Genomic DNA, 25,302 nt, shown 5'->3' with positions numbered 1-25,302 from the left:
TTGGCTTGTTGCGGCGCGACCAGGATGGTTGGGCGATTTCAACGGGCTTTGGCCGTGGGGCGGCGGCGCAGGACGAACAACAGCCAGCCGACCGGCCCCAGCAGCAGCACCATCACCAGCCAACCGAGTCGCGGTCCAAAGGGGCAGCGGGATCCCGGCGGAGCGCGCCAACCGCCGCCGGGCGGGGCCAGGGCGACGTGCAGCAACGGCGCGCCGTAAAACAGCAGCGGGATCAGCCAGGCCAGCCACAGGGCGGCGTCGGTGGAATCGGTGGTCATGAACGGCAGGCTATCATGGGCGGGCCGCGCTTTGCGGCCTTTCGTCGCGAATGCCCGGTTGGCGGTCATGGTTGCCGCGCTGGAAACACGCGGCTTTGCCGCTTGCCGTCTTTGCCTGGATTATCTAGGGTCTTGGTCCAGACGGTCCGAAAGGCTTGGTCATGGCGCTGGAGATCGAGCGACGCTTTCTCGTCCGCAAGGACATCCGGCATCTGTGCCGGAACGGCGTCCGCATCACCCAAGGCTATCTGCCGCGCGAGGGGCAGAACACGGTGCGGGTCCGGCTGGCGGGGGACAAGGCGACCCTGACCATGAAAACCGCCAAAAAGGGAGCCAGCCGGGAAGAGCTTGAGTATCCCTTGCTGCCCGATTTCGCCCGCAAGCTGTTGGAGCATTCCTGCGAAGGCCGGGTGATCGAAAAGATCCGTTACTGGCATCGGCAAGACGGGCTGTGCTGGGAAATTGACGTGTTTGAAGGCGAAAACGCCGGTCTGGTGATTGCCGAGATCGAGTTGAGCGATCCCGACCAGCTTGTCCCGCTTCCCGATTGGATTGGCGCCGAGGTCACGAGCCTGCGCGCTTACGGCAATTCCGCCCTGTCGCGCCAGCCAATACGCCGCTGGGTCAACGCCGCCTGACAGGCGGCGCGGTCCAAACAAAAAGCCCTTCGCGCTGTGACGCGGAAGGGCTTTTTTGCGCGTTGGCGGTGGCGCGCTTTACGCTGTCCGCACCTTGTTCAGGAAACCTTGCACCTCGCCGCGCAGGCGGTCGGCTTGGTTGGCCAAGGTGCGGCTGGCTTGCAGCACGGCGTCGGCGGCCCCGCCGGTTTTGTTGGCGGCGGTGGTCACTTCGGCGATGTTCTGCATGACCTGCTGGGTGCCTTCGGCGGCCTGCTGGACGTTCTGGGCGATTTCCCGCGTCGCCATGCCCTGCTGTTCCATCGCTTGGGCGATGTCGGTGACGGTGCGGCTGATGGTGGTGACGGCGCTGGAGATGGTGCGGATCGCTTCCACCGCGCCGCCGGTGGCGGTTTGCATGTCGGCGACCTGGGCGGAGATCTCCTCCGTCGCCTTGGCGGTCTGACCGGCGAGATTCTTTACCTCCGTCGCGACGACGGCGAAGCCCTTGCCCGCCTCGCCCGCGCGGGCGGCTTCGATGGTGGCGTTCAGCGCCAACAGGTTGGTCTGTTCGGCGATTTCGCCGATCAAGCCGACGACCTGACCGATCCGTTCGGCGGCGTGCGACAGCCCTTCGACGATGCTGTTGGTCTGCACGGCCTTTTCCGCCGCGCCCACCGCCGCTTCGGAACTGGCGTTCAATTGGCGGGAGATTTCGGCGATGGAGGAGGAGAGTTCTTCCGCCGCCGCCGCGACGGTCTGCACGTTGGTCGTCGCCTGTTCCGACGCGGTGGCGACGGCGGTCGATTTCTTCGTGGTCAATTGCGCGTCGGACGACATTTCCTGCGCGTCGCGCCCAAGGGTGGAAGCCGATTCGGTCAAGGACACCACGACGCCCGACACCGCCTGTTCAAAGCCGTTGGCGAACTCATTCATCGTTCGACGTCGGTCGGCGTCGATCTGCTGACGCATCTCCTCCCGCTCGCGTTCCATCCGCTGCATCTCCAGGGCGTTGTCCTTGAAGATGGACAGGGCGCGCGACATCGCCCGCAATTCGTCCTTGCGGTCGGCGCCGGGGATCTCGAAAGTCAGATCGCCTTCGGCCAGACGGCTCATCGCCCCGGTCATGGCGTGCAGCGGGTGGGTGATGGCGCGGTCGATCACCCAGGCCATCAGGGCGCCGAGCACCAGGGCGACGGCCGAACCGATGGTGATGACCATGCCGGAGTTGGCGCGCCCGGCCTCGCGGTCGTTGCGCTGGAGCGTGACCAGGCGACCGACCAGATCGCTGACCGATCCGGCGGCCTTGGCCATCGCCGACAGGGAGTCCCGCTGCTTCTGGCTGGTCGCCACCAGGGCGGTGAATTCGGCGTCGAAGGCCTTCGCGGCTTCGGTGGCGGCGGCGATCAGGGCGCGCCCTTCCTTGTCCAGCAGCAGGGCGCCGGCCTTGCCCGCGCCGTCCAGGATGTCCTTCACGGCGTTGGCCACCGTGCTTCGCGAGTCGGAGGAGCCGCTCAACAGGAAGTCGCGTTGACCCAGCATCGCCGATTGCGCGCCCTGGACCAGCCGCATGGCCATGCCGCGCAGCAACACCGCTTCGTTCACCTCGCTCTGAGCGTAGGCTGACGCTTCGCGCAGGGCTGCCGACACCATCGTCTGGTTTTCCTGAAGCTCCAAAGCGTGGGCCTGGACATCGTGGGCGGCTTGATCGACGGCGGCGGCGCGCTCGGCGGGGATCGGTCCGCTGGCGTCCCGTGTGGCCTGGAAGGCGTTTTTGAAGGCGCGCGCGTTCTCGGCGATCCGCTTGGCCAGATCTTCGTCGTTGGTGCCGCTGACGTCCTTTTCGACCGCTTCGGCGGTTTCCACCAACTGGTCGATGGTGGCGGCGATCATGTCGGGCAGGCTGGCGTCGCTGGTGCGCCGATATTCGCTTTGCTGACGTCGGGCCTCTTGCACCCGCTCGATCATCTTGTTGGTGCGCTCGGTCGTTTCCAGGCTGTGATGGGCGGCGGTGTCGGCTTCTTTCTGGCTGACCATGTTCTGGTCATAGCGGTCCGACTGCTGCTTGCCGATCTGTTCGGCGATGTCCTTCAGGGCGCGGGCGCGGGTTTCCATGCTGGCGGTGCGCGCGTGCGCCTCGCCATCCAGGGTCACGAAATTGGAAAAGGCGACGCGGTAGCCGTCGATGCCCGCCAGGACGTCGTCCACCAGACGCAGGTTGACGCTGTCGGTCAAGGTCGCCTTGGTCTCCTGGGCTTCGTGCCGCAGGTTGTCGAGCATGCCGGGCACGTTGGCCGCCGCCTTGGCGTCGCGTTCCGTAACGAAACGCGCCTCCTCAATGCGGACCGACTTCAGGCGTGCGTCCAACTCTGCCGTGTGGGCGGCGAGATCGACGCGCTCGGCATAGGTGCGCAGGCTGTTCCAGCCGACGAACGCCACAGCAACGGTCAGAAGCAGCACGGTGGCGAAACCGAGCGCAATCCGTGTTCCGATCGTCATGGATTGTGGACTCCTCGCTGGCGAGTGTTGGTTTTCTTTGCTGTAAGCCCTTATTTGAACACAGAGGATTAATTTTCGCTTTGATTCAGGTCAGGGCCAATCCCTATTTCAGAAGCGGTCAACCATCCAGGGACGTGCGCCGCAATATAAGATATCAAGAATGTTGATAATCTTTTCTTCACCGTAAAGCAGACCCGTTTGTGAAAGTGTCCGGGCGCTGGCGTGTCCGGTGAACAGGCTGGAAAAGGCGGCAATTCCGAGGGTTGCGGAGGCCGTCTCGTCTTTCCCGCAAATTGCGATTACACCGCGACCGCCGACAACCTGAAGATGGAATTTGCCGCAATTCTCGGGAAACAAGGGATCATCTATAACCAACGTCAGTGACGTGTTTATGCCGTCCGGGTAGGCGCGGTTGGTCAGAGCCTGCCGAACATCCAGCACCCGCAGCAGCCACTCGTCCCGTCCGTCCATCTGGACGCCGACGTCACGGGCCATCAAGGCCAGAGGATCGTCGGGGCCGCCGCGCCAGACGATGCGGTCAGTTTGGGCGCGGTAGCTGGTCAGCAGCCGCGTCGCCAGGCGAATCGCCCGCCGGGTTGGCGCGCAGAGATCCGCCACCACCAGCCGCCGATCTTTGGGCGGCAGCAAGGCGACGTAACCCTCCGGTCCATCCGGGCCGTTCAGAAGAAACAGTTCGGCGGGTTCGCCGTCGGGGCAAAGCGCCAAAGTCCACAGGGCTTCGCTGCGCTCGCCCAAGCCGTTGTTGACGGCCAGCAGAGTGCGGCGAACGCGCGCCAGCGGCGTCGCGTCAAGCGGATCGGCGGGGCTGATCCAGCCGTCCATAGGGTCGCCCGCCACGCCAATGTCGGAGCCGTCGCCCAGCGCGGCGGGCGGGGCGCTCCAGTCGCAGCTCACTCCCCCTCGGCCAAAGCCCAACCGATGGTACAGCGGCAGGGTGGACGGGCAGAGAACCGCCAAAGCCGCGCCGCTGGACCGGCCCTCGTCGAGAACCGCGCGCATCAGAGCCGATCCGACGCCCTGTCCGCGCAGGGTTGGCTCCACGGCGACCATGGCGATGGCCTGCGTCGGCGCCGGTCGCCCGCCATACCATTGATCCATGCGCCACAGCGCCGCGCAGGCGGCCAGCGTGGTGGCGCCATGGCGCGTTTGGACATGCAGGCGGCGGATCGTCTCGACGCCGAACAGGGCGGCGTAGCGCTCGAACACCTCGCGCGGCAGGCCAAAGCCATGCCGGGTCAGCCGGGCGATCTCATCCAGCTCTTCGGCCCGTGCCGGGCCGTATCCTTGGAAGCGGGGCGTGACGGTTGGCTCCCGTGTGTTCGGCGGCTTGATGGAATCGCCGCTATGCGGGGTTTGGACGAAAACTGGCGAAAGTCTAAACCGAATCACGGGCGAAGGCAAAAGCAACCCCCAGCACGGCCTCAGGGGTCAGTCGCGCAACCGGTCCGACGCCCAGCGGGCGGAATCACGCACCAAGTCGCTGGGATCCTCCACCAGCGCGTCGGCCACCGGGCGCAGCCGCCGCGCGCCAGAGTTTCCCAGCCCGACCAGCGCGTTGCGCACGAAGCGGTCGCGCCCGATGCGCTTGATGGGGGAGCCGCTGAACACCTGCCGGAACCCGGAATCGTCCAATTGCGCCAGATCGGCCAGCCGGGGCGCGGTCAACTCGGCGCGCGGCAGAAAGGCGGCCTCGCGGGTGGGTTTGGCGAATTTGTTCCACGGGCAGGCGGCCAGACAATCGTCGCAGCCATAAATCCGGTTGCCCATCAGCGGTTTCAAATCGTCGGGGATCGGCCCCTTGTGTTCGATGGTCAGGTAGGAGACGCAACGCCGGGCGTCCAACTGGTAGGGCGCGGGGAAGGCGTCGGTTGGGCAGGCCGTTTGACAGCGGGCGCAGGAGCCGCAGCGGTCGCGCCCGGCCTCGTCGGCGGGAAGCTCCAGCGTCGTGTAAATCTCCGACAGGAACAGCCAGGAGCCGTGATCGCGCGACACCAGATTGGTGTGCTTGCCCTGCCAACCCAACCCGGCGCGTTCGGCCAGCGGCTTTTCCAGAACCGGGGCGGTGTCGACGAAGACCTTGAGTCCCGCCTTGGTCTGGTGGTGCAGCCAATGGCCGAGAGTCTTCAAGCGGCCTTTGATGAGGTCGTGGTAATCGCGGTTGCGGGCGTAGACGGAGACGATCCCCCGGTCAGGGTGATCCAGCAGGCGGCGCGGGTCGTCGTGGGGGGCGTAGCTTGTCCCAAGCGCGATGACGCTCCGCGCCTCGGGCCACAGGGCTTGCGGGTGGCCGCGCTGGTCGGCGCGGTCGGCCATCCAGCCCATGTCGCCGTACCGTCCCTCGGCCAGAAAGGCGGCGAGGCGGTCGCGCGCCTCCGGCCCCAGCGCGGCGGGGGCGAAGCCCACCGCGTCAAAGCCAAGCGACAGCGCCTTGTCGCGGATGCGGGCGCGCAGCCCCGCCGGGTCGAGCGGTTTCGGCTCAGCCCCGGCCACGGTAGCCTTGAACGTCCTGCGGCGGAATCCAGACGCCCTTCGGGGCCTCGCCGGTCTGGTAAAAGACGTCGATGGGCATGCCGCCGCGCGGGTACCAATAGCCGCCGATGCGCAGCCAGACCGGAGCCAGTTCGGCGACCAACCGCTTGGCGATGCCGACGGTGCAGGCTTCGTGAAAGGCGCCATGGTTGCGGAAGCTGGTCAGATAGAGCTTCAGCGACTTGCTTTCGACCAGCCAATCGCCCGGCACGTAATCAATCACCAGATGGGCGAAGTCGGGCTGGCCGGTGATCGGGCAAAGCGAGGTGAATTCCGGCGCGGTGAAGCGCACGACGTAACCATCGCCTGTGTTGGGGTTCGGCACCCGCTCCAACACCGCCTCGTCCGGGGATTTCGGCTGAACGGTGGCCCCGCCCAGCATGGTCAGGCCGGAATAGATGCTCTCACTCATCGGTCGTGTCCTGGATGGCGGGTTTCGGGTTGGCGGGCTTTTCCGCTTTCGGCGGGCGGTTCTGTTTTTGCGGCTTGGGCGGTTTGCCGAGCGGGTCGGCGGTCGCCTCCAGATCGCCTTCGGCCAAGCGGGCCTCCAGCGCGCTGGCGACCGCTTCAAACCGACCCTCGGCGATGGCTTGCCGCAGCTCCCGCATCAGATCCTGGTAGTAATGCAGGTTGTGCCAGGTCAGCAGCATCGGCCCCAGCATCTCGTTCGCCTTGAACAGATGATGGAGATAGCCCCGGCTGTATTTTTGACAAGCCGGGCAGCCGCATTCGGCGTCGAGCGGACGCTCGTCGTGGGCGTGGCGGGCGTTGCGGATGTTGATGGTCCCGCGCCGGACAAAGGCCTGTCCGGTGCGGCCCGAGCGGGTCGGCATCACGCAATCGAACATGTCCACGCCGCGCCGCACCGCGCCGATCAGGTCGCTGGGGCGGCCAACCCCCATCAGATAGCGCGGGCGCTGCTTCAGCATCGCCGGTTCGGTGAAGTCCAGCACCGTGAACATCGTCTCCTGCCCCTCGCCGACCGCCAGCCCGCCGATGGCGTAGCCGTCAAAGCCGATGTCGGACAGGGCGGCGACGCTTTCGGCCCGCAGTTCGGGATAGACGCTGCCCTGGACGATGCCGAACAGGCCATAGCCGGGGCGTTCGACGAAGGCGTCCTTGCTGCGCTTGGCCCAGCGCATCGACAGCTTCATCGAGGATTCGGCCTGCGCGGGCGTGGCGGGGAAGGGGGTGCACTCGTCCAGGCACATGGTGATGTTGCTGTCCAGCATGTGCTGGATCTGGATGGAGCGTTCCGGCGTCAGATGGTGACGGCTGCCGTCCAGGTGGGATTTGAAGGTCACGCCCTCTTCCGACATGGTGCGCAGGTCCGACAGGCTCATCACCTGGAAACCGCCGCTGTCGGTCAGGATCGGCTTGTTCCAATTCATGAAGCGGTGCAGGCCGCCCAATTGCGCCACCCGCTCCGCCGTTGGGCGCAGCATCAGATGATAGGTGTTGCCCAGCAGGATTTCCGCCCCGGTGGCGGCCACCGCGTCGGTGGTCATCGCCTTGACCGTGGCGGCGGTGCCGACCGGCATGAAGGCGGGGGTTTCGATGGAGCCGTGGGCGGTCGTCACCCGTCCGCGTCGCGCCCGCCCGTCGGTCGCGAGAAGCTCAAAGCCGATGCCGGTCATTGGTGATCCGTCCTGTGCAGCAGCGAGGCGTCGCCGTAGCTGAAAAAGCGATAATTCTGGTCGATGGCGTGGGCGTAGGCGTCGCGCATCCGCGCGAACCCGGCGAAGGCGCTGACCAGCATGAACAGGGTCGATTTGGGCAGGTGGAAGTTGGTCCACAGCAGATCGACGATGCGGAACCGATAGCCCGGCGTGATGAAGATGCTGGTGTCGCCGCTGAAGGGCGCCAACGTTCCATCCTCCCGCCCCGCCGTTTCCAGAATGCGCAGGGCCGTGGTGCCGACCGAGACGATCCGCCCGCCCGCCCGGCGCGCGGCGTTCACCGCTTCGGCGGTTTCCGGGGAAATCTCGCCCCATTCGCTGTGCATTTTGTGGTCGGCGACGTCGTCCACCTTCACCGGCAGGAAGGTGCCCGCCCCGACATGCAGCGTCACCGGCACGCGGCGCACACCGCGCGCGTCGAGCGCCGCCAGCAATTCCGGCGTGAAGTGCAGGCCGGCGGTGGGGGCGGCGACGGCCCCCTCGCGCGCGGCGAAAACGGTCTGGTAATCGGCGTTGTCGCCCTCGTCCGCCGTCCGGCGGATGTAGGGGGGCAGGGGCATGCGGCCATGCTGGTGCAGCGCCGCCATCAGGGCGGGGCCGCCGACGGAGAAGCGCAGGCGCACCTCCATCCCGTCCTTGGCGACCACCTCGGCGCTGAAATCATCGGCGATGGCGATGACGTCGCCGGGCTTCAGCCGTTTGCCGGGGCGGGCGAAGCTGGCCCATTCCCGGTCGCCCAACCGCTTGTGCAGGGTGATCTCCACCGCGACCTCGCCGCGCCGTCCGTCGAGCCGGGCTGGAATGACGCGGGTGTCGTTGACGACCATCAGGTCGTCCGGCTCCAGCAGGGTTGGCAGGTCGCGCACGACGCGGTCGTGCAAACGCGCGCCCACCTCAAGCAAACGGGCGGCGTCGCGGGGCCGGACGGGATGCTCGGCGATCCGGTCGGGCGGCAGGTCGAAATCGAAATCGGCGGTCTTCATGGAGGCCGCAGCTATAGACCGAACCGCCCGCCTTTGGGAAGGCGGCGCGTGGGGCGGGCGGGCGTCCTGCGCGCCGGGATCGCGCGCCGAAAAAATCCTGTTTCGGTGATGTGACGGACGCTTGACAGGCTTGGGCAAGAAGAGCAGGCTTTGTCTTACAGCAATGGCGCTGAGGTGAACAAAACGGCTTCCGAGTTCCTGGCGTTCCTGAGACGCCCCATCTTGAGAAAGTTGGATGAAACCGAAGCAAGGGAGGGTGAGTAAGATCATGACTCCACCGGCGCTTACTTGATGCTGACGAATTCCTCAGCTCTTTCAGTTCTCCCCATGTTCGCCTGATGGCGTGTTTATTGTGGGCTGTTGATGCCCGCATAGGAAAGCCCCGCGCTTCTCGCGGGGCTTTTCGTTTGTGGCGCGGGCGCCCATCGCGTGGCGGACGACCTTTTCTCTTGGCTCCTTGCGCCGATGATGGTGAATCACGGCGATGGGAACGAGGGGCGGGACATGAGCGAGCTTACGGACGTCGTCGTCATTGGCGGACCGACGGCGTCGGGCAAATCGGGGTTGGCGCTGGCGCTGGCCGAGGCGTTTGACGGAACCGTCGTCAACGCCGACAGCATGCAGCTTTACGCCGAGTTGGACGTCATCACCGCCCGCCCGCCCGCCGAGGATTTGGCGCGCGCTCCCCATCGGCTCTACGGCGTGTTGCCGGTGGCCGAACGCGGCTCGGCGGCGCGCTGGCGCGATCTGGCCTTGGCGGAGATCGCCGAGGCCAAGGCCGCCGGGCGTCTGCCGGTCGTCGTCGGCGGCACCGGCCTGTATCTGCGGGCGCTGACGCAGGGCTTGAGCGACGTTCCCGCCATCCCGGACGCGGTGCGCGCCGCCGCCCACGCCCGCTTGGCCGAACAGGGCGGCGCGGCGTTCCGCGCCGACCTGATCGCCCGCGACCCGGAGTCGGCCAAGCTCAACCCCGGCGACACCACCCGCCTGACCCGCGCCTGGGAGGTGCTGGAGGCGACCGGCCATCCGCTGTCGCACTGGCAAAGCCAGACGGCGCAGGGCGCGCCGGAGAATCTGCGCTTTTCCATTCTGCTGCTCGACCCGCCGCGCGCCGATCTCTACGGGCTGTGCGACCGCCGGTTCGTCCAGATGATGGAGCAGGGCGGGCTGGAGGAGGTTCGGCGTTTGGATGAACTGGCCCAAGCCCGCGATCTGCCCGCCGATCTTCCGGCCCTGAAGGCGCTGGGCGTGCCGGAGCTGCGCCGTCATCTGCGCGGCGAAATTGCCTTGGCCGACGCCGTCGCCCTTGCCCAACAATCGACCCGGCGCTATGCCAAGCGTCAGGTGACGTGGTTCCGTCACCAACTGGCGGAACGACCGCCCCATACGGCGCCGCATGGCTGCCATACGGTCGATTCGCTCTGTTCATTGGACCAACGGAGTGCAATTCTCCGCCTTCTGAAAACGCGTCTGCGCCGTTGATTTTGGCGCCCCTACCAGTCCAGGAGAATCGTCGTGTCGGTTGATTGGGGTCATGTGTTCGCAAGCCGCGTGGGCGGCATGACGGCGTCGGAAATCCGTGAGCTGTTGAAGCTGATCGACCGGCCGGAGATCATTTCCTTCGCGGGCGGCATTCCCGACCCGGACCTGTTCCCGACGTCCGCCCTGGCGCGCGCCTACCAGAAAATTTTCGAGTCCAACACCGGCGCGGGCGGCGCCCTGCAATATTCGATCACCGAAGGCTACACGCCGCTGCGCGAGTGGATTTCGGAGTATATGGGCCGCAACAACGTCAATGTCGGGTTGGACGGCGTGCTCGTCACCAACGGGTCGCAGCAGGTGTTGGAGTTCGTCGGCAAGCTGCTGATCGGCCCCGGCGACAAGATCGTGGTGACGCGCCCGACCTATCTCGGCGCGCTTCAGGCCTTTTCGCCCTATGAGCCGGTCTATCTCTCCATCCCGATGGAAGAGGAAGGCCCGGAACTGGCGGCGCTGGAAGCGGCCCTGGCGCAAAAGCCGAAATTCTTCTACCTCGTCCCCGATTTCCAGAATCCCAACGGCACGACCATTTCGCTGGCCCGCCGCGAGGCCATTCTGGATCTCTGCGCCGCCGCCGGCGTGCCGGTGATTGAGGACACCGCCTATTCCGAACTGCGCTATGACGGCGAGCAACTGCCCCTGATCGCGGCGCTGGACTGCGCCCGCAACGGCGGCAAGCTCACCAACGTCATCTATTGCGGCACCTTCTCCAAGACGATGGTTCCGGCCCTGCGCATCGGCTGGGTCAACGCCGCGCCCGAGGTCATCAACCGTCTGGTTCTGATGAAGCAGGCCGCCGATCTGCACGCCAGCACGATCAACCAGATGGTCATGCACGACGTGGTGTCGCAGCTTTTCGACAGCCACATCAAGGTGCTGAAGAGCCATTACAAGGAGCGCCGCGACGCCATGCTGGCGGCGCTGGAGGAGTTCGCTCCCCCCGGCGTCACCTGGACCAAGCCCGAAGGCGGCCTGTTCGTCTGGGTCGAGGCGCCGGAGAGCGTCAACGGCACCGCCCTGTTGGAACGCGCGATCAAGGAATCCAACGTCGCCTTCGTTCCCGGATCGGCCTTCCACGCCGACCGTTCGGGGCAGAACACGTTGCGTCTGGCCTTCTCCGTCACCAAGCCGGAGCGCATCCGCGAAGGCGTTCGCCGCCTGTGCGGGTTGCTGAAAGAATACACCTGAAGCGGGGCGGGGCGGTTCGCCGCTTCGCGCCTTTTTCCGGTCGATCCTTGAGACGACGGCGGTCATCCCTCAGCGGGTGGCCGCCGTTGGCGCATCGGCGCGACGGGCATGGTTTCCATTCGTGACGCCATTGCGCAACAATTGGAAAAACTGCGGCAAAAAAACTTGTCGATCATTCGCAAAATGAGTTGACCGCCGCGCGTTCTTTTGGCTAATTTGCCGCTCCCGCCCTTGGTCTTTGGGGCTAAGCCGTTGTTTTGACGGAATAGCCTTGTTGGGGGCGCGGCAGTCCCGGGGATACGGGCGCCCGAAGGAGAGGCGCCCCTTTGAGAAGGTCGTGAGCTATGCCTGAACAGAAGCTGACCGGCGCCCAGATCATCATCAAGGCTCTGAAGGATCAGGGCGTTGACACCATCTTCGGCTATCCCGGCGGCGCGGTGCTTCCCATTTACGACGCGCTGTTCCAGCAGAACGATCTTCGCCACATCCTCGTACGGCACGAACAAGCCGCCGTTCACGCGGCGGAAGGCTACGCGCGTTCGACCGGCAAGGTTGGCTGCGTGCTGGTGACGTCGGGTCCGGGCGCGACCAACGCCGTGACCGGCCTGCTGGACGCGCTTTGCGACAGCATTCCGCTGGTCTGCGTGTCGGGTCAGGTGCCGACCCATCTGATCGGCAACGACGCCTTTCAAGAGGCCGACACCACCGGCATCACCCGGCCTTGCACCAAGCACAATTATCTGGTGAAGGACGTCGACAACCTCGCCCGCACCATGCACGAGGCCTTCTACGTCGCCCGCAGCGGTCGCCCCGGCCCCGTGTTGATCGACGTGCCGAAGGACGTCCAGTTCGCCGACGGAATTTACGTTCCCCCGACCGAGGTCAAGCACAAGACCTACCGGCCGCAGATCAAACCGGAGATCGCCCGCGTCGAGGAGGCGATTGAGTTGATCGCCAGCGCCAAGCGCCCGGTCTTCTACACCGGCGGCGGCGTCATCAACGCCGGGCCGATGGCGGCCAAGCTGTTGACCCAGTTCGTCAAGACCACCGGCTTTCCGATCACCTCGACCCTGATGGGGTTGGGCGCCTTCCCGGCGTCGGACGCTCAGTGGCTTGGCATGTTGGGCATGCACGGCACGTACGAGGCGAATCTCGCCATGTACAATTGCGACGTGATGATAAACATCGGCGCCCGCTTTGACGACCGCGTGACCGGCAAGCTGTCGGAATTCGCCCCCGGCTCCAAGAAGATCCACGTCGACATCGATCCCAGCTCGATCAACAAGAACGTCGTCGTTGATATCCCCATCGTCGGTGACTGCGGCGCCGTTCTGGAAGCCATGCTGACCATGTGGAAGGCCCGCCAGAAGCGGGTCGATCAAGCGGCGCTGAAGGATTGGTGGAAGCAGATTGAGAGCTGGCGCGCTCGCAATTGCCTGAACTACAACCGCACGGAATCGGTCATCAAGCCGCAATACGCGCTGGAGCGTCTGCGCGAGGCGCTGCGCGGGAAAGACCATTACATCACGACGGAAGTCGGCCAGCACCAGATGTGGGCCGCCCAATTCCTGCCCTTCGACCAGCCCAACCGCTGGATGACCTCGGGCGGGCTTGGCACCATGGGGTACGGCCTGCCCGCCGCCATCGGCGCGCAGATCGCCCACCCCGAGGCCATCGTGGTGGACGTGTCGGGCGAGGCCAGCTTCCTGATGAACATGCAGGAAATCGGCACCGCCGTGCAGTACCGCGCCCCGGTCAAGGTGTTCATCCTGAACAACCAATATATGGGCATGGTGCGCCAGTGGCAGGAACTGCTGCACGGCTCGCGCTTCTCGCAGAGCTATTCGGAGGCGCTTCCCGATTTCGTCAAGCTGGCGGAGGCCTGGGGCTGCGTCGGCTTGCGCGCCACCACGGTGGCCGAGGTGGACGAGGTCATCGAAAAGATGCTGGCCGTCACCGACCGCCCCTGCATCGTCGACATCGCGGTCGATCCCAAGGAGAACTGCTTCCCGATGATCCCCGGCGGCAAGGCGCACAACGAGATCCTGCTTGGCCCGGAGGACAGCCCGTCGGCGGCGACGCCGGAAGACGGCATGGTCCTGGTCTAAAAACGGCTGACGGCGCGATTCTCGGGGGAGTTTGGGTATTATGGACGAGAGCAAGATCGAAAAGCACACCATCGCCGTGCTGGTGGACAATGAGCCGGGCGTGCTGGCGCGCGTCATCGGCCTGTTTTCCGGGCGTGGCTACAACATCGAAAGCCTGACGGTGGCGGAGGTCAACAACGCCGACCATCTGTCGCGCATCACGCTGGTGACGTCCGGCACCCGGATGATTATCGAGCAGATCAAGGCGCAGCTCAGCCGTCTGGTCCCTGTCCACCGGGTCCATGATTTGACCGACGAAGGCCCGTCGGTGGAACGCGAATTGGCGTTGGTCAAGGTGGCGGGAACCGGCGAAAAGCGCATCGAGGCGCTGCGTCTGGCCGACATCTTCAAGGCCACCGTGCTGGACGCGACGCTGACCTCCTTTGTCTTCGAGCTGACCGGCACCACCGAGCAGGTCGATGATTTTGTTGGGTTGATGGCCCAGTTGGGGCTGGTCGAAGCCAGCCGCACCGGCGTCGTCGCCATGTCCAAGGGCGCCAGCGGCTTCTGACGCCCGGGTCGGTTGGAACGGTTGCGGCGGCGAAAACGCAAGGAAGCTTCCTGGTTTCGCCGCGCAACCATGCGATTGTTTCGCTTGACGGACGGCTTTGCTCAATGGAGTAATCCGCCCGCAAGAGGACGCACACCCTCTTCATTTGCTGTGAATTCAAGGAACCATCACCATGCGCGTCTATTACGATCGTGATGCCGACGTCAACCTGATTAAGGGCAAGAAGGTCGTCATCGTCGGCTACGGCAGCCAGGGCCACGCTCACGCCCACAACCTGCGTGACAGCGGCGTCAAGGACGTGCGGATCGCTCTGCGTCCCGGCTCGGCCACCACGAAGAAGGCCGAAGCCGCTGGCTTCACCGTGATGGCGCCCGGCGAAGCCGCCGCGTGGGCCGACGTCGTGATGGTTCTGACCCCCGACGAACTCCAGGCCGACCTGTACAAGGACGATCTGGCCAAGAACATGAAGCAGGGCGCCGCGCTCGCCTTCGCCCATGGCCTGAACATCCATTTCAGCCTGATCGAGCCGCGCGCCGACCTCGACGTGTTCATGATCGCGCCGAAGGGTCCCGGCCACACCGTGCGCAGCGAATATCAGCGTGGCGGCGGGGTGCCGTCGCTGGTCGCCGTGCACCAGAACGCCTCGGGCAACGCGCTGGACATCGCCCTGTCCTACGCCTCGGCCAACGGCGGCGGTCGCGCGGGCATCATCGAGACCAGCTTCAAGGAAGAGTGCGAGACCGATCTGTTCGGCGAGCAGGTCGTCCTGTGCGGCGGTCTGACCGAACTCATCAAGGCTGGCTACGAGACGCTGGTCGAGGGCGGCTACGCCCCCGAGATGGCCTATTTCGAGTGCCTGCACGAAGTGAAGCTGATCGTCGACCTCATCTATGAGGGCGGCATGGCCAACATGCGCTACTCGATCTCCAACACCGCCGAGTATGGCGACTACCGCACCGGCCCGCGCATCATCACCGCCGAGACCAAGGCCGAGATGAAGCGCGTCCTGACCGACATTCAGGAAGGCCGTTTCGTCCGCGACTGGATGCAGGAATGCAAGGTCGGTCAGCCGTCCTTCAAGGCCATCCGCCGCCGCAACGCCGAGCATGAAATCGAAAAGGTCGGCGAGAAGCTGCGCGCCATGATGCCGTGGATCGCCGAGCGTCGCCTGGTCGACAAGTCGAAGAACTGATCGGCTGCAAGCCGCATTGGCGAACGGAAAAGCGCGCTCCGCAAGGAGCGCGCTTTTTTGTCGCCGGTATGGCGCTTCATCGAGGTGAAAATTCCACCACAAGAACCGGATATTGAACGTTTCCGATTTTGCGTAGCTCTGCGTTTCCAACCAAGGAGACACAGGACATGGCGATCTTGCGGGACAAAGTGGCGATTGTGACCGGCGCGTCGTCGGGAATTGGCCGGGCGACGGCGCTGCTGTTCGCCTCCGAAGGGGCGGCCGTGGTGGTGAACGCGCGAACCGGCGCGGCCCTGGATAAGGTGGTCGCCGCCATTGTGGACAAGGGCGGTCAGGCGCGGGCCGTGGCGGGAGATGTCGCCGACGAGGATACGCAGGCGGCGTTGGTGGAGACCGCGCAAACCGCGTATGGCGGGCTGGACGTGGCGTTCAACAACGCCGGTCTGGTCGGCGCGGTCAAACCGCTGGCCGAGATCACGTTGGAGGAGTGGCGGGACGTCTTGTCCGTCAACTTGACGGCGGCCTTTCTGGGCGCGCGCCATCAGGTTCCGGCGCTGCTTGAACGCGGCGGCGGCGCGCTGGTGTTCACCTCCAGCTTTGTCGGAACCAGCGTCGGCCTTCCTGGCATGGCCGCATACGCTGCGGCAAAAGCCGGACTTATGGGGTTGGTCAAAGGATTGACGGCGGATTACGCGGCCAAAGGCGTCCGGGCGAACGCCTTGCTGCCGGGCGGCGTGGACACCGCCATGGCTGGGGACACGGCGCAACGGGAGTGGGCGGCTGGGTTGCACGCGCTCAAGCGCATCGCTCGGCCCGAGGAAATCGCGCAAGCCGCCTTGTTCTTGGCAGGGCCGATGTCCAGCTTCGTGGCGGGGGCGGCCCTCTTCGTCGATGGTGGCAACGCCGCCGTCAAATAATCAGTCAAGCGTAAGAGGCGAGAGGGGGCGCCATCACCCTCTCGGTTGGCCTTTGACGCCGTTTGGCGGGTTTTCCGCGACAGACGCGCGGCCCGGGTCGCGCTTCTGGCATTCCAGCAGGATGTCGCGGGCGATGGGGGCCGCCACGGTGGAGCCGCCGCCGCCATGCTCGACGAAGACGGAGCAGGCGTAGCGCGGGGCCTGCACGGGCGCGAAGGCGACGAACAGGGCATGGTCGCGTTCGCGCCATGGAATATCTTCGTTCTTTTTCACGCCGGTGCTGCGTTCGGCCATTGAAATGCGGCGAACCTGGGCTGAGCCGGTCTTGCCCGCAAGCTCAAACCCTGGCTCAACAATGCGGGACTTGTAGGCGGTGCCGTTTGGCGCGTTGGAAACCTCGTACATGCCGCGCAGCACGAGGTCGAGATTTTCCTTTTTCACCCCCAGGCTGGGCCAACTGGTCTGTTCGCCGCTGACCGATTTGATTTGTCGGGTCAAATGCGGCTTGACCGCGTAACCGCCGTTGGCCAAGCGGCTGGTCATCACCGCCAGTTGCAACGGCGTCGCCAGCACATAACCCTGACCGATGGACGCGACCAGCGTTTCTCCCATGTCCCAGCCCTTGCCGTAGGTCGCCTTTTTCCAGGCGATGGACGGAATCACGCCGGGCCGTTCGTGCGGCAAATCCAGGCCTGTGCGACCACCCAGGCCAAAGCGCCGGGCCATGTCGGCGATGCGGTCCACGCCAACCCGGCGCGACACGTCGTAAAAGAAAACGTCGCAGGAATGGCGCAGGCCGCCAACGATGTCGACGGTGCCGTGACCACCTTTTTTCCAGCAATGGAAGCGGTGATCGCCCAACTCCATGTAGCCGGGGCAAAAGACGGAATGGTGATTGCTGATCGCGCCGGATTCCAGCCCGGCCAGCGCAACCATCATCTTGAAGGTGGAACCCGGCGGATACTGCCCAACCACCGCCTTGTTGTTCAACGGAGTCGCCGGATTGGACAGCAACTCCTCCCACAGTTCGGCGTTGATGCCCAGAGTGAACTGGTTGGGGTCGAAGCTGGGGTGGGAGCACAGCGCGTAGATGCCGCCGGTGTGAATGTCCATCACGACAGCGGACGCGCTTTGCTCCTGCGACAGGCGTTGCTGGACATAGCGCTGCATGCCCATGTCGATGGTCAGTTGGACTTCCCGACCCGACTGGCCTTCGTCGCGCGACAACTCGCGGATGACGCGACCGACCGCGTTGACCTCCAACTGGCTGGTTCCGGCGGTGCCGCGCAGAATCTTTTCGTGAAACTTTTCGATGCCCGCCTTGCCGATGCGAAAGCCGGGCAGGGACAGCACAGGATCGCTGTTGCCGCTCAACTCCGCTTCAGACACCGCGCCAACATAGCCCACGATGTGGGCCAGTGAGTCGGCCTGCGGATAGTGGCGGATTTCGCCAACCTCAATGGCCACGCCCGGCAGGTCGGGGGTGTTCATCTCGATGGTCGCGACCTGTTCCCACGACAGGTTTTCGCGCACGGTGACGGGAACGAAGCGGCGTTTGCGGTGCAATTCACGCAGCACGCGGCGGCGGTCGCTCTCGGTCAGCGGCACGATGCGGGAAATTTTGTCCAGCGTTTCCTGGATGTTGTGTGTCCGTTCCGACACGACGACGACGCGGTAATTCTGCTCGTTGACCGCCAGAGGCACGCCGAAACGGTCGACGATGTTGCCGCGCGAGGGGGCGATCAACCTCAGGCTGATGCGGTTCTCCTCCGCCAGCATGGTGTAGCGCGCCGATTCTATGACCTGAAGGTAATAGAGCCGCCCCACCAGCGCGGACAGGCCAGCCAGCTTCAACCCGCCCAACACCAGGGCGCGGCGGCTCAGCAATCGGGATCGGTCGGTGTCGCGGTCGATGGAACTCATGAAGCCCTGAGGGAAACCCCGTTACCCGTTGAGGAAGGCGCGGTGAACCCGGATCAGCAACCAGCCCAACGCCGGGAACATCGCCACCGTCAGCAGCCCTTGGAACAGGGCCGGTTTGAACGGCAGTATGGTCGCGCTCAACACCGAAAAAGCCAACCATTGCAGAAAGGCCGCGCCGATCATCACCATGGCGAAGCCGATCCACAGCAGAACGAAGGTGCTGGCCAGGAAGACCCGGCGCTGATTCATCACCGCCCATTGCGCCACGACCAGCATCAGAGCGTTGACGCCCAGCGGCCCGCCGATCAACAGATCCTGTAGCAGCCCGATCAGAAAGGCCACCCCCGGCCGCATCAGATCAGGTCTGTGGATCGTCCAGTAATAGACAGAAATCAGCGTCAGATCAGGCGCGATGGGGGCGTAAGCCGGGGCGGGGATACGGATCATGCCGACCAGCACCAGCATCACCGTAACGGCGAAGGGCGCAAGATTGCGCCCAGCTTTGTCCAGCCTTTGCCAAAAGGTTGCGGTCATCTCCACACGCTTGCGCCCATCGGTTCCCCGCCCACGCCCCTTACTTCCATTCAGGCGAGGAGTCGAACTCGGTGCCGGGCAGGCCAAAATCGACCAGGCGCAAATGCTCCACCCGCGACAGATTGGCGTTGGGCAACACGCGAACGCCGCCGCGCTCGCTGACCGAGGTCACGACGCCCACGGCCAGACCGGGCGGAAACAGCCCGCCATGACCCGAGGTGACGACGTGCTCGCCCACCTGTACGGGTGATTCCGGCGGGAGATACAGCAGCTTGGCTTGATCGGAGTTGTCTCCCGCCAAGACAGCGCGTTGGCGGGAGCTTTCCAGAATGACGGGGACTCGGGCGCTGATGTCGGTCAGCAGCAGAACCCGCGACGACCATTCGCCCACCTCGATCACCCGACCGATCAGGCCGGCTCCGGCCAAAGCGGCCTGTCCTTTTTTCACCCCCTCGCGCCGCCCCGCCATCACCACCAGGGTGCGGACAAAAGAGCTGCCGGGCGTGGCGATGACGCGGGCGGTGATGAAGCTGACCGACGGCTCGGGCGTGACGCGCAGCAGGGTGCGCAGGCTGGCGTTTTCCGATTCCAGCCGCAACGCCGCCTGTTTCCATTGCAGCAGCCGCGCGTTCTCCGCCTTCAGCCGCTGGTTTTCGTCAAAGGCGTTCTCGACCTCAGCCGCCGACTCGATGACGCGGGCGGCGGTGGCGGCGGGGCGGGAAATTGCGTCGAGGATTGGCGAAAAGGCGTCGGTCACGCGCGCGCGCGCGGTGTCCACCGACACGGATTCGATCTTGCCCACCATCATCAGGGCAATCGACGCCAAGACCAGAAGAAGAAAAGAAAATCGCTGCGCCAGTGCCCGCAAGGGGGCGGCAAGACGGACGACGGAGCCGGAGGAGCGAGGCTTCACAGGATATTCCCGTCCAGATACGGGGGAACTCCGATTCTCACGCCTTGCCTATGGCGAAAGAACCGGAGGCCTTCGAGACATACACCAATCAGTAGGCGCTGACCAAGACGTTTCGCAGGGTTTTCATTTCTTCCAGCGCGCGCCCCGTGCCCAGCGCGACGCAGGACAGCGGGTCGTCGGCGATCGACACCGGCAGGCCGGTGGCGTGGCGCAGAACGAAATCGAGGTTGCCAAGCAGCGCGCCGCCGCCGGTCAACACAATGCCCTTGTCGACGATGTCGGCGGCCAGTTCCGGCGCCGTGTGTTCCAGGGCGACCTTCACCGCTTCGACGATGGCGGAGACCGGCTCCGCCAGCGACTCGGCGATCTGCCGTTCGGAGATGATGAGTTCCTTGGGCACGCCGTTCATCAGGTCGCGGCCCTTGATCTCCAGAATGCGGCCTTCGCCGTCTTCCGGCGGGCAAGCCGATCCGATTTCTTTCTTGATCCGCTCCGCCGAGCCTTCGCCGACCAGCAGATTGTGGGTGCGGCGGATGTAGCCGATGATGGCCTCGTCCATCTTGTCGCCGCCGACGCGGACCGAACGCGAATAGACGATGCCGCCCAGCGACAGCACGGCCACCTCGGTGGTGCCGCCGCCGATGTCCACGACCATCGAGCCGGTCGGTTCCGTCACCGGCAGCCCGGCGCCGATCGCGGCGGCCATCGGCTCTTCGATGAGAAACACGCGGCGGGCGCCGGCGGCTTCCGCCGATTCCTGGATGGCCCGGCGCTCAACGGCGGTCGACCCCGACGGCACGCAGATGATGACCTGTGGGCTGGCGAAGCTGCGACGGTTGTGAACCTTGCGGATGAAATGCTTAATCATTTCCTCCGCCACCTCGAAATCGGCGATGACGCCGTCGCGCAGGGGACGGATGGCCTGGATGTTGCCTGGCGTGCGGCCCAGCATCATCTTCGCTTCGTCGCCAACGGCGAGAACCTGCTTCTTGCCGCGCACATTGGCGATGGCCACCACGGACGGCTCGTTCAACACGATGCCTCGCCCCTTGACATACACCAAGGTGTTGGCCGTCCCGAGGTCGATCGCCATGTCGGCGGACAATACGCCAAGCAGTTTGGAAAGCATGGAGTTGACGGACTCTTCAAAGCGGTTGAGACGGCCTTGTCAGCGGCATGGCATAGCATGTCCAGCGACGGTTCCATAGACGAATGCATCGGCACGCTCAAGCGCGGAGTGCGCCCGAACGCGAAACTCTCGCCGCCGCTCGCGACCTGACTGTAACGTCGGGCGGATACGACGGCGTTTTGGCGAGGCGAGGGGAAGCGCCAGCGGGTCATGCCGCAGGCCGCGAAGGCTCCCTTGTTCACCTCGGCCCTGTCTAGGCCGATTCATGCTGCGCCGCAACGGGATTGTGACGAAAAGCAACGGCGCAGGTGGGCGCTCAATGCTCTTCCGCGTTCTTGCTTGGGCCATGGCGGTGGCCTTCCAGCCGATCCATCAGGGCCAGCAGCACGCCCGACACGACGAAGGTCATGTGAACGATGACCAGCCACATCAACTCGTCATGCGCGACGTTGGGCAGGTTCATGAAAGCCTTGAGCAGATGGATGCCGGAGATGGCGACGATGGAGGCGATCAGCTTCAGCTTCAGCCCGCCGAAATCGACCTTGCCCATCCAGTCCGGGCGGTCTTCGTGGTTGGCGACGTCGATCTTCGAGACGAAATTCTCATAGCCGGAGAAAATCACCATCAGCATGAGATTTCCAGCCAGCGACAGATCAATCAGCGTCAACGCGGCCAGCAGAACGTCCTTTTCCGCCATGTCCAACACATGGGGGGCGATGTGGAGGACTTCCTGGATGAACTTTATCATCAACAGGCCCAACGCGATCACCAGCCCAAGATAAAAGGGCGCGAGCAGCCAGCGGCTGGCGAAAATAACCTGTTCAAAGCGGCGTTCGATCATGGCGAGCATCGTCGTCCGTGGTGTTCGGGTGCGGGACGCCTTGGTTTTGGCCGAAGCCCTGGCGCCCCATACCCCGCCTTGTGACAGTGCTGCGCTGCAAAATCAATCCTTCCAGACAGCCAACGCGGCCAACGACGGGGCTGCGCCGCGCAACGATCTGGTCAGGGCCGTCATGGTCCGGTAACGTTTCGGCGCTATGGTGCCGCTTGGTAAACATCCCGTTACCCGTCGCTTGGAAAGGTCCGCATTGATGACGAACTCCACCCCGCACATCGTGTCCGCGTTCGAGGACGCTCTGAAGCGGCTGAAGTCCGCCATCGTCCAAATGGCGGGCGCGGCGGAAACCCAGCTTGACCAGGCGCTGACCTGCCTGACTCAGCGCAACCCCGATCTGGCCCTGGAAATCGTCCGCGCCGACGCCCGGCTCGATTCCTTCGAGCATGAGATCGAGGCCCATTGCATGCGCCTGTTGGTGCTGCGCCAGCCGGTGGCCGACGATCTGCGCGAGGTGGTCGCGGCCCTGAAGATCGCCGCCAATCTGGAGCGGGTCGGCGACCACGCCGCCAATTCGGCCAAGCGCGCGGCGGCCATCGAGGTGTTTCCCGACACCGCCCCGCTGCTCGGCCTGCCCAATCTGGGGCGGCTGGTGCGCGAGCGGCTGACCAGCGTCATCGACGCCTATGTCGACAACGACGCGGCGGCGGCCATGCGGATTTGGAGCACGGACGACGAGGTGGACGCGCTCTACACCAGCCTGTGCGCCGAGATCGAACGGTCGGCGGAAGCCTCGCCCGGCCAATTCTCCGCCCACATGCATCTGATGATGATCGCCAAGAATCTGGAGCGCATCGGCGACCACGCCACCAACATCGCCGAGGTGGTGCATTACGTCAGCACCGGGCGGCCCCTGTTGGACGAGCGCCCGAAGGCCGACCGTTCGTGCGATCCCGCCCCCTGAACGGGTGGCGGGGTTGGTGATTTTCGGCAACGGCGGGCGGGCAAAAGCGAATCTTATATGACAGGACTATGGAAAAATTGTTTCGACGGGTTCACGCTGTCGAAACATTCCATCCTGTTTTTGATTGATCGCCCGCCATGACCGACGCCCTGATCCGCCTGTACGACGCCATTCTTGAGCGCAAGGACATGGACCCCGCCGAATCCAAGACCGCGCGGTTGATCGCCGCCGGGCCGAAGAAGATCGCCAAAAAGGTCGGGGAGGAGGCGGTCGAGGTGGCGCTCGACGCCATGAACGAGGACCGCCAGGGCGTCATCAACGAAAGCGCCGACCTGCTCTACAATCTGTCGGTCCTGTGGGCGACCCTGAACATCCGACCGAACGACGTGTTCGACGAGATCCGGCGGCGGGAAGAGCTGTACGGCATCGCCGAAAAGCTGCCCAAATTGGCTGGCGCGGGCAAATAACCCTCCTGTCTCTCTGTCAACGCACCCCCAACTGAGTCAACACCGGCAGCCGCCGGGCGGTGAAGATCGCGTGGCGGCGGCGCAGTTCGGCGAGGTTGTCCTCCGCGCCGTCAAAATAGCGACCGTCGCGGCCAAGACGCGCGCCGTCGGCGGAAAGATGGGTCCAGGCGCGCTCCGCCGGATCTTCGCCATGACGGGCGGCCAGCAGGAACAGCGCCTCGATCCGCGACGCCGCCACCCCCGATCCCAGCAGCGGCGCGGCCAGATGGCCGGGCGCGTCGTCGAAACGGTGACGCTCCAGCACCGCCGCGTTGAAGCGGTCGGCCTGCGCCTGCCGCTCGCCGGTCGCGTCTTCGGCCAGGGCGGGGGCGACGAGGCCCAGGCTGGTCAGCAGAACCAGGGCGCGGACCACCGCGTCGTCCCCCTGCGCGGCCAGCGCCGGGCGGGCGAGCAGCGCGCCCACGCTCTGCGGCCCTTCGGCCAGCGCCTCGGCCAAGGGGCCGTGGACGGCGCGGGGGAAGGGCAGGCGGCCGACGGGGGTGGAGGCGCTGTCCGGCAGATCGTCGGCGGGGACCAGCAGGGCGAAGCGGCTGGCGCGCAGCCGGGCGCGGCGTTCGGCGGCGCTCAGGCGCTCGCCGCCCTTGATGAACAGGTCGCGGCGGAAGCTGCGGTTGGTCAGGATGTCGCGCAGGGTTTCCGCCTGGGCGGGGTCGCCCGCCTCCGCCGCCAGGGCTTGCGCGGCGGGGGAGAGGGTGAGGTCGTCCAACTGCTCCATCGGCACGGCGGCCCCGGCGAACTCCAGCTTGGCGGCGGCCAGCTCGCGGACGACGTCGGCGTGGTAAAAGGCGGTCCAGTCGCGGTTCAGATACTCGTGCGCGATGTAGTTGGCCGATTTGCCGCGCAACGACTCGATGCGCTCCACCACCCCCTCGACCCCGGCGAACCAGCCGCCGCCCTGCGCGGCCAGCCGCGCGGCGAACTCCACCGCCCGCTCGATCCGCTCGGGCAGCGGGCCGACGTCGGCGGCGCAGCGTTCGACCAGCACCCGGCGCAACGGCATGTGGGCCAGCGTGCCGGGCAGGGCGTTGTAGCTGACGAAGGCGATGCTGCCGGGGGCCAGACGGCGGCGCAGCAGATCGACCAGAATGGCCCGGTTGTCGGCGCTGACCCACGACCACACGCCGTGCAGGGCGGCGACGTCCAGCGGCGGCCCGTCGCGCCGGGCGTGCTCGGCGAAGCTGTCCTCCAGGAACAGGGCGTTGGTCAGCCCGCCATCCCCGGCCAGCCGCCGGGCGCCCGCGATGTGGGCGGGGTTGAAGTCCATCGCCTCGAACCGGGCCTGCGGGTTGGCTCCGGCCAGAACCGCGCTGGTCAGCCCATGGCCGCAACCCAGCTCCGCCATGGTGAAACGCCCGTCGCGCAGCGCGTCGGGCGGGCGCCAGCCCCGCAGCGTCAGGGCGAAGGACAGCAGGGCGGGCGACCAGTCCCGGTAAAAGGCGCGGATGTAGTCGATCCCGCCGACATACCCATCCGTCCAACCGCTCGCCCCATCGCCCGCCAAAACGCCCATGCCCCCGCGCCCCCCGTCATCCCGCGCCGCCGCTGACGCCCGTTTCGCTGCGACGGTGTAGCCGCCGCCGCCCCGTTCCACAAGCGACCGCGCCGCCCGGTGGGGAGGGGGCGAATGGAACGTTTGAAACAGGATGAAACAGTTTTCGCCGCGCTGTTCACTTGTTCCATTCGCCCCTCCGCACAGGGCGGCTCTCCCGGAGGGATCCCCGCGAAACCACCGTCGTTCGAGTCCTACAGCGGTCGGCCCGGCGGGGCAACGAACCTGCGAAAATCCAGGCGTTTGGCGGGGTTGGAGCCAGCGGAACAGCCCGTCCCGCGCCCGCGCGGCGTCCTTCGGCGCCGCGCGTCCCGCGACCGACGGCGAGCCATCGCCGTGTGAGCGACCGTGGAACAGGCCCCGGCCCGGCGGGAGGCCGGTGTTTCATTGGCGGGGGCGCCGCCGCCGCCGCGCGGGCGGGGAGGGGGCGGGCCGACGCGGCTACGGTCCATCGCCCGCCCGCGACGGGCCGCCGGAAAAAATCCGCCGGACGCTGAATTTTGCTATCGACAGCCCCGGACGGCTTCGCTATAAACCGCGCCACACCGGGCGGGCTTCACCGCTGGCCCGGGATGATGACCAGTCGGTTGGGCGCGCGGCGACGCAAACCCGGCGGTTGGTGATCCTCAAGAGATGGGCGCATAGCTCAGTTGGTAGAGCAGCTGACTCTTAATCAGCGGGCCCAAGGTTCGAGTCCTTGTGCGCCCACCATTTCTTGACAGCCGTGTGGTTCCGGCTGGGTTCGCGGGTGATCGCGGCCAAACGAACGACGCAGATGGGCGCATAGCTCAGTTGGTAGAGCAGCTGACTCTTAATCAGCGGGCCCAA

23 protein-coding genes and 1 tRNA gene are annotated in these 25,302 nt (G+C 65.6%); 11 read left to right on the top strand and 13 right to left on the bottom strand.

Features of this window, described 5'->3' with window-relative positions; all coding sequences use genetic code 11:
• Positions 1-38: 38 nt before the first annotated feature.
• Positions 39-278 (bottom strand): hypothetical protein, encoded by a 240-nt coding sequence (locus ACODS4_RS25555; protein WP_488868484.1) that lies wholly within the window; start codon positions 276-278, stop codon positions 39-41.
• 161 nt (positions 279-439) lie between these two features.
• Here ACODS4_RS25555 and ACODS4_RS25550 point away from each other — a divergent pair, with 161 nt between their 5' ends.
• A complete protein-coding gene (locus tag ACODS4_RS25550) occupies positions 440-916 on the top strand; it encodes a CYTH domain-containing protein (protein ID WP_488868483.1) in 477 nt (158 codons plus the stop codon).
• 78 nt (positions 917-994) lie between these two features.
• Here ACODS4_RS25550 and ACODS4_RS25545 read toward each other — a convergent pair whose 3' ends face one another.
• The 6 genes from ACODS4_RS25545 to queA all read right to left on the bottom strand — a co-directional run bounded on the left by ACODS4_RS25545 (position 995) and on the right by queA (position 8,606).
• Positions 995-3,394 (bottom strand): methyl-accepting chemotaxis protein, encoded by a 2,400-nt coding sequence (locus ACODS4_RS25545; protein WP_488868482.1) that lies wholly within the window; start codon positions 3,392-3,394, stop codon positions 995-997.
• A gap of 108 nt (positions 3,395-3,502) precedes the next feature.
• On the bottom strand, positions 3,503-4,804 hold the full coding sequence (locus tag ACODS4_RS25540) for a GNAT family N-acetyltransferase (protein ID WP_488868481.1): 1,302 nt from the start codon (positions 4,802-4,804) through the stop codon (positions 3,503-3,505).
• 39 nt (positions 4,805-4,843) lie between these two features.
• Entirely contained in the window at positions 4,844-5,905 is a 1,062-nt protein-coding gene (gene queG, locus ACODS4_RS25535) for a tRNA epoxyqueuosine(34) reductase QueG (protein WP_488868480.1), read from the bottom strand.
• Positions 5,892-6,356, bottom strand: coding sequence for a preQ(1) synthase (gene queF, locus ACODS4_RS25530; protein WP_488868479.1), 465 nt, complete (start codon positions 6,354-6,356; stop codon positions 5,892-5,894). The genes queG and queF overlap by 14 nt, the downstream gene beginning before the upstream one ends.
• Positions 6,349-7,581, bottom strand: coding sequence for a tRNA guanosine(34) transglycosylase Tgt (gene tgt / locus ACODS4_RS25525; RefSeq protein ID WP_488868478.1), 1,233 nt, complete (start codon positions 7,579-7,581; stop codon positions 6,349-6,351). Before tgt ends, queF begins: the two co-directional genes overlap by 8 nt.
• Positions 7,578-8,606 (bottom strand): tRNA preQ1(34) S-adenosylmethionine ribosyltransferase-isomerase QueA, encoded by a 1,029-nt coding sequence (gene queA, locus ACODS4_RS25520; protein ID WP_488868477.1) that lies wholly within the window; start codon positions 8,604-8,606, stop codon positions 7,578-7,580. Before queA ends, tgt begins: the two co-directional genes overlap by 4 nt.
• A gap of 504 nt (positions 8,607-9,110) precedes the next feature.
• Between queA and miaA the strand changes: the two genes are divergently transcribed.
• The 6 genes from miaA to ACODS4_RS25490 all read left to right on the top strand — a co-directional run bounded on the left by miaA (position 9,111) and on the right by ACODS4_RS25490 (position 16,100).
• Positions 9,111-10,088: a tRNA (adenosine(37)-N6)-dimethylallyltransferase MiaA gene (miaA, locus tag ACODS4_RS25515; protein ID WP_488868476.1), complete on the top strand. Its 978-nt coding sequence runs from the start codon at positions 9,111-9,113 to the stop codon at positions 10,086-10,088.
• A 33-nt stretch (positions 10,089-10,121) separates the two neighbouring features.
• Complete coding sequence (locus ACODS4_RS25510) at positions 10,122-11,333, top strand: aminotransferase-like domain-containing protein (RefSeq protein WP_488868475.1); 1,212 nt, start codon at positions 10,122-10,124, stop codon at positions 11,331-11,333.
• Positions 11,334-11,677: 344 nt separating this feature from the next.
• Complete coding sequence (locus ACODS4_RS25505; RefSeq protein WP_488868474.1) at positions 11,678-13,441, top strand: acetolactate synthase 3 large subunit; 1,764 nt, start codon at positions 11,678-11,680, stop codon at positions 13,439-13,441.
• Positions 13,442-13,481: 40 nt separating this feature from the next.
• Positions 13,482-13,991, top strand: coding sequence for an acetolactate synthase small subunit (gene ilvN / locus ACODS4_RS25500; protein WP_298370655.1), 510 nt, complete (start codon positions 13,482-13,484; stop codon positions 13,989-13,991).
• 172 nt (positions 13,992-14,163) lie between these two features.
• The gene (gene ilvC, locus ACODS4_RS25495; RefSeq protein ID WP_298370652.1) at positions 14,164-15,183 is read left to right on the top strand and encodes a ketol-acid reductoisomerase; all 1,020 of its coding nucleotides are present in this window, start codon (positions 14,164-14,166) and stop codon (positions 15,181-15,183) included.
• A 167-nt stretch (positions 15,184-15,350) separates the two neighbouring features.
• On the top strand, positions 15,351-16,100 hold the full coding sequence (locus tag ACODS4_RS25490) for an SDR family oxidoreductase (RefSeq protein ID WP_488868473.1): 750 nt from the start codon (positions 15,351-15,353) through the stop codon (positions 16,098-16,100).
• A gap of 33 nt (positions 16,101-16,133) precedes the next feature.
• On the opposite strand, the gene mrdA is transcribed toward ACODS4_RS25490, so the two are convergent.
• The 5 genes from mrdA to ACODS4_RS25465 form a co-directional block, all read right to left on the bottom strand.
• Entirely contained in the window at positions 16,134-18,023 is a 1,890-nt protein-coding gene (gene mrdA, locus ACODS4_RS25485; RefSeq protein ID WP_488868472.1) for a penicillin-binding protein 2, read from the bottom strand.
• Between the two features lie 21 nt (positions 18,024-18,044).
• Positions 18,045-18,557, bottom strand: a complete 513-nt coding sequence (gene mreD, locus ACODS4_RS25480; protein ID WP_488868471.1) for a rod shape-determining protein MreD — start codon at positions 18,555-18,557, stop codon at positions 18,045-18,047.
• Positions 18,558-18,597: 40 nt separating this feature from the next.
• Entirely contained in the window at positions 18,598-19,470 is an 873-nt protein-coding gene (gene mreC, locus ACODS4_RS25475; RefSeq protein WP_488868470.1) for a rod shape-determining protein MreC, read from the bottom strand.
• A gap of 88 nt (positions 19,471-19,558) precedes the next feature.
• Positions 19,559-20,599 (bottom strand): rod shape-determining protein, encoded by a 1,041-nt coding sequence (locus ACODS4_RS25470; RefSeq protein WP_014240000.1) that lies wholly within the window; start codon positions 20,597-20,599, stop codon positions 19,559-19,561.
• Between the two features lie 316 nt (positions 20,600-20,915).
• On the bottom strand, positions 20,916-21,440 hold the full coding sequence (locus ACODS4_RS25465) for a TIGR00645 family protein (protein ID WP_488868510.1): 525 nt from the start codon (positions 21,438-21,440) through the stop codon (positions 20,916-20,918).
• On the opposite strand from ACODS4_RS25465, the gene ACODS4_RS25460 reads away from it, so the two are divergent.
• The 3 genes from ACODS4_RS25460 (at position 21,439) to hisE (ending at position 22,865) form a co-directional block, all read left to right on the top strand.
• Complete coding sequence (locus ACODS4_RS25460; RefSeq protein ID WP_488868469.1) at positions 21,439-21,624, top strand: hypothetical protein; 186 nt, start codon at positions 21,439-21,441, stop codon at positions 21,622-21,624. The two genes, ACODS4_RS25465 and ACODS4_RS25460, sit on opposite strands and share 2 nt — an antisense overlap.
• Positions 21,625-21,690: 66 nt before the next feature.
• Positions 21,691-22,398, top strand: coding sequence for a phosphate signaling complex protein PhoU (gene phoU, locus ACODS4_RS25455; RefSeq protein WP_119830604.1), 708 nt, complete (start codon positions 21,691-21,693; stop codon positions 22,396-22,398).
• 137 nt (positions 22,399-22,535) lie between these two features.
• A complete protein-coding gene (hisE, locus tag ACODS4_RS25450; protein ID WP_488868468.1) occupies positions 22,536-22,865 on the top strand; it encodes a phosphoribosyl-ATP diphosphatase in 330 nt (109 codons plus the stop codon).
• A gap of 16 nt (positions 22,866-22,881) precedes the next feature.
• Here the strand turns inward: hisE and ACODS4_RS25445 are convergent, their stop codons facing one another.
• Positions 22,882-24,435, bottom strand: coding sequence for a class I SAM-dependent methyltransferase (locus ACODS4_RS25445; protein WP_488868467.1), 1,554 nt, complete (start codon positions 24,433-24,435; stop codon positions 22,882-22,884).
• Positions 24,436-25,109: 674 nt separating this feature from the next.
• Here ACODS4_RS25445 and ACODS4_RS25440 point away from each other — a divergent pair.
• A tRNA-Lys gene (locus tag ACODS4_RS25440) sits at positions 25,110-25,185 on the top strand.
• The last annotated feature ends 117 nt before the right edge of the window (positions 25,186-25,302 follow it).

This window comes from Azospirillum sp. FG154 (assembly GCF_057809575.1).
Note: the sequence above shows the minus strand (reverse complement) of the source record. Positions and strands in the feature narration are given on the sequence as shown.

Excerpts from the sequence above, each read along its gene's own strand:
- ACODS4_RS25555 (WP_488868484.1), bottom strand. The coding sequence starts at position 278 with ATGACCACCGATTCCACCGACGCCGCCCTGTGGCTGGCCTGGCTGATC.
- ACODS4_RS25550 (WP_488868483.1), top strand. The coding sequence starts at position 440 with ATGGCGCTGGAGATCGAGCGACGCTTTCTCGTCCGCAAGGACATCCGG.
- ACODS4_RS25505 (WP_488868474.1), top strand. The coding sequence starts at position 11,678 with ATGCCTGAACAGAAGCTGACCGGCGCCCAGATCATCATCAAGGCTCTG.
- tgt (WP_488868478.1), bottom strand. The coding sequence starts at position 7,581 with ATGACCGGCATCGGCTTTGAGCTTCTCGCGACCGACGGGCGGGCGCGA.
- ilvN (WP_298370655.1), top strand. The coding sequence starts at position 13,482 with ATGGACGAGAGCAAGATCGAAAAGCACACCATCGCCGTGCTGGTGGAC.
- ACODS4_RS25545 (WP_488868482.1), bottom strand. The coding sequence starts at position 3,394 with ATGACGATCGGAACACGGATTGCGCTCGGTTTCGCCACCGTGCTGCTT.
- ilvC (WP_298370652.1), top strand. The coding sequence starts at position 14,164 with ATGCGCGTCTATTACGATCGTGATGCCGACGTCAACCTGATTAAGGGC.
- queA (WP_488868477.1), bottom strand. The coding sequence starts at position 8,606 with ATGAAGACCGCCGATTTCGATTTCGACCTGCCGCCCGACCGGATCGCC.
- hisE (WP_488868468.1), top strand. The coding sequence starts at position 22,536 with ATGACCGACGCCCTGATCCGCCTGTACGACGCCATTCTTGAGCGCAAG.
- miaA (WP_488868476.1), top strand. The coding sequence starts at position 9,111 with ATGAGCGAGCTTACGGACGTCGTCGTCATTGGCGGACCGACGGCGTCG.
- phoU (WP_119830604.1), top strand. The coding sequence starts at position 21,691 with ATGACGAACTCCACCCCGCACATCGTGTCCGCGTTCGAGGACGCTCTG.
- ACODS4_RS25465 (WP_488868510.1), bottom strand. The coding sequence starts at position 21,440 with ATGATCGAACGCCGCTTTGAACAGGTTATTTTCGCCAGCCGCTGGCTG.
- ACODS4_RS25445 (WP_488868467.1), bottom strand. The coding sequence starts at position 24,435 with ATGGGCGTTTTGGCGGGCGATGGGGCGAGCGGTTGGACGGATGGGTAT.
- ACODS4_RS25470 (WP_014240000.1), bottom strand. The coding sequence starts at position 20,599 with ATGCTTTCCAAACTGCTTGGCGTATTGTCCGCCGACATGGCGATCGAC.
- ACODS4_RS25460 (WP_488868469.1), top strand. The coding sequence starts at position 21,439 with ATGGCGAGCATCGTCGTCCGTGGTGTTCGGGTGCGGGACGCCTTGGTT.
- ACODS4_RS25490 (WP_488868473.1), top strand. The coding sequence starts at position 15,351 with ATGGCGATCTTGCGGGACAAAGTGGCGATTGTGACCGGCGCGTCGTCG.
- mrdA (WP_488868472.1), bottom strand. The coding sequence starts at position 18,023 with ATGAGTTCCATCGACCGCGACACCGACCGATCCCGATTGCTGAGCCGC.
- queF (WP_488868479.1), bottom strand. The coding sequence starts at position 6,356 with ATGAGTGAGAGCATCTATTCCGGCCTGACCATGCTGGGCGGGGCCACC.
- mreD (WP_488868471.1), bottom strand. The coding sequence starts at position 18,557 with ATGACCGCAACCTTTTGGCAAAGGCTGGACAAAGCTGGGCGCAATCTT.